Consider the following 2,624-nt stretch of genomic DNA (forward strand, 5'->3'; position numbering starts at 1 on the left):
GAAATCATGAGTTATTTCACTAAATTCGTTTATATATAATGGCTCAAGCTTAGAACCCCTTTTAATTAGTGTTGGTAAAAACCCTTTTTTGCCGAGCCAGTTTTTTGAGGCAATCTCTTTTCCTTCAAGGTATTTTGCAAGCTTTTTTGAAACAGCTGCGTAATAAAGAAGAACCTCAATATCTCCAAATGGCCTCAAAACATCTTTTGTTGTTTTTGCAAACTCAATAATGTCCATACCATTGCCTTAACCTTCTGATTATTTAAATTTTGTTGAAAAAATGGGCCTGTGTTGAATTTCATAATTAGGTTACACTTCTAATATTTGGCTAAATTTCTGATTCTCGGTGATATTATGGAAACATTAACCGAGAAGAAAAGAAAATGGATAATAAGACAATTCAGATCTGGTAGAAGTGTTACTTCCATATCTAGGATACAAAAAGTTAGCAGGCAACATGTATACAGACTAGTTGCTAGGTTCAAAAAAGAGGGAACTACAGCATATAAGGCAAAAAAGGCAGGAAGACACCCAGAACAGATTAACCCTAAGTTTGCTAAAAAGGTGGTTGAGTTAAGAGGAACAACTGATTACGGAAGCGTAAAGCTGCATATTGTCCTCACAAGGACAGGATTTGGCGTATCCCAACGGCAAATTCAAAAGGTTCTTGACATAAACAAGTTGACAGAACCTTGTCTTAAAAGAAGAGGGAAGAGAAGCTATGTTCGTTATCAATGGCCAATAAGCAACTACATGTGGCATTGCGACTGGAGTGAATATAAAGGCAAATGGTACTGCTCCTTTATAGACGATAGAAGCAGAAAGATAATGGCTGCTGGTAAATTTAATAATGCTAATACAAAGAATGCTTTGTTTGTTTTTTATCAGGCAATATTAAATAATGAAGTTTGCCCTGTTGTTGTATTAAGCGATAAAGGTTCTCAATTCTATGCCAGTAAGTATGATAAAACTGGTAAGAAGGGAATCTCTGAATTTGAAAAAGAACTAGAGAAAATTGGGATTGACTTCTGGACTTCAAGAAGAAACCACCCTCAAACAAACGGCAAGATAGAGAAGTGGTTTGATACACTGAAGAAGAGATTTAAGAAACACCCTGACGAAACTTTACAAGACTTTGTAAAGTGGTATAATGAGGGAAGAATTCACCATGCTTTAGCTTATGAAACACCTGAAAAAGTTTACTGGGAAAAACTGTAACCTAATTTCGGAATTGTCACCATATTTCGGAATTATACGTTTTGTCGACTATAAATTGTTTGGTAGTTTCAAAATTAGGCGACAAATCAAGGGAGACTATGGAGGGGTGTTTGATTTATAAAGTTTATAAATGAAATTGTGCGAAGAAAGTGTCACATTATTTTGGAATTATACAGGGTAAAAAAATTAGGGCAACATTTATTAATATGTGTTTATATTTGCTTTAGAAAGAGGGGGTTTCAAATGAAAACAAAAAATATCACTTTAAAGGTAAACTCAAAACTTTACAGTAGGTATATGGAACTCTGTAAACACGAGGGCTGGATAGTATCTCGTCAGTTTGAAAAATGTATGGAAGCAGATTTAAAGAAGAGGCGAGAAAATGTCAAATAATGGTGCTAATTTAGGTTTTGAACAGAAATTATGGTCTGCTGCTGATAAGTTAAGGAGCAATATGGATGCTGCTGAATACAAGCATGTTGTTTTAGGATTAATCTTTTTGAAATATATTTCTGATGCTTTCAAAGAAGTTTATGAAAAATTGAAGAAAGATAAGGACTCAGATCCAGAAGACGTTGATGAGTATGTTTCAAGAAGGGTTTTTTGGGTTCCTAAAGAGGCAAGATGGGAGCATCTTCAAGCTAATGCCAAAAAGCCAGAAATTGGAAAATTTCTTGATGAAGCTATGGATATTATTGAGAGAGACAATCCAACACTTAAAGGAGTTCTTCCAAAGAATTATGCACGTCCTGGATTGAATAAACAAAGATTAGGGGAATTAATTGATTTAACTGGAACAATAGGTTTAGGAGATAAGGAAAACAGAAGTAAAGACATTCTTGGAAGAGTTTATGAATACTTTTTAGGTGAATTTGCCTCTGCTGAAGGGAAGAAAGGCGGGCAGTTCTATACTCCTCGTTCTATTGTTAAATTACTTGTTGGCATGTTAGAACCATATAAGGGCAGAATTTTTGATCCATGTTGCGGAAGCGGTGGAATGTTTGTTCAAAGTGAAAAATTCATAAAAGCACATGGTGGAAGAATTGGAGATATTTCTGTATATGGGCAAGAAAGCAACCAGACAACATGGAAATTATGTAAGATGAATATGGCTATAAGAAGTATTGATGCAAATATCAAATGGGGGGATGCTTTTCATGATGACCAGCATAAAGATTTGAAAGCCGATTTTGTTATTGCTAATCCTCCGTTTAATGATTCAGACTGGAATGGTCAGCTATTGCAAGAAGATGTAAGATGGAAGTTTGGAGTTCCTCCTAAAAATAATGCTAATTTTGGATGGGTTCAACATTTCATTCATCATCTTAATCCTACGGGTGTTGCAGGTTTTGTTCTGGCAAATGGTTCAATGAGTTCTAATACTTCAAATGAAGGAGAAATAAGAA

Annotated in this window: 4 protein-coding genes; 3 read left to right on the top strand and 1 reads right to left on the bottom strand. The window is 34.9% G+C overall.

Features of this window, described 5'->3' with window-relative positions:
• On the bottom strand, positions 1–237 hold a 237-nt coding region (locus KKC91_02740; GenBank protein ID MBU0477468.1), incomplete at its 3' end, for a hypothetical protein.
• Positions 238–354: 117 nt separating this feature from the next.
• Here KKC91_02740 and KKC91_02745 point away from each other — a divergent pair.
• From KKC91_02745 to KKC91_02755, 3 genes are all read left to right on the top strand, one after another.
• The gene (locus KKC91_02745; protein ID MBU0477469.1) at positions 355–1,218 is read left to right on the top strand and encodes a DDE-type integrase/transposase/recombinase; all 864 of its coding nucleotides are present in this window, start codon (positions 355–357) and stop codon (positions 1,216–1,218) included.
• 243 nt (positions 1,219–1,461) lie between these two features.
• Positions 1,462–1,611 carry a hypothetical protein gene (locus KKC91_02750; protein MBU0477470.1) on the top strand — a complete coding sequence of 50 codons (150 nt, stop codon included), beginning with the start codon at positions 1,462–1,464 and terminating at the stop codon, positions 1,609–1,611.
• Positions 1,601–2,624: type I restriction-modification system subunit M (locus KKC91_02755; GenBank protein ID MBU0477471.1), on the top strand; the 1,024-nt coding region annotated here is incomplete at its 3' end. The genes KKC91_02750 and KKC91_02755, both read left to right, overlap by 11 nt.

The sequence above is a fragment of the bacterium genome (assembly GCA_018812485.1).
Lineage (GTDB): Bacteria > JAHJDO01 > JAHJDO01 > JAHJDO01 > JAHJDO01 > JAHJDO01.

What these genes read in the sequence shown, in the direction of transcription:
- KKC91_02745 (MBU0477469.1), top strand. Translation starts at nt 355, where the DNA reads ATGGAAACATTAACCGAGAAGAAAAGAAAATGGATAATAAGACAATTC.
- KKC91_02750 (MBU0477470.1), top strand. Translation starts at nt 1,462, where the DNA reads ATGAAAACAAAAAATATCACTTTAAAGGTAAACTCAAAACTTTACAGT.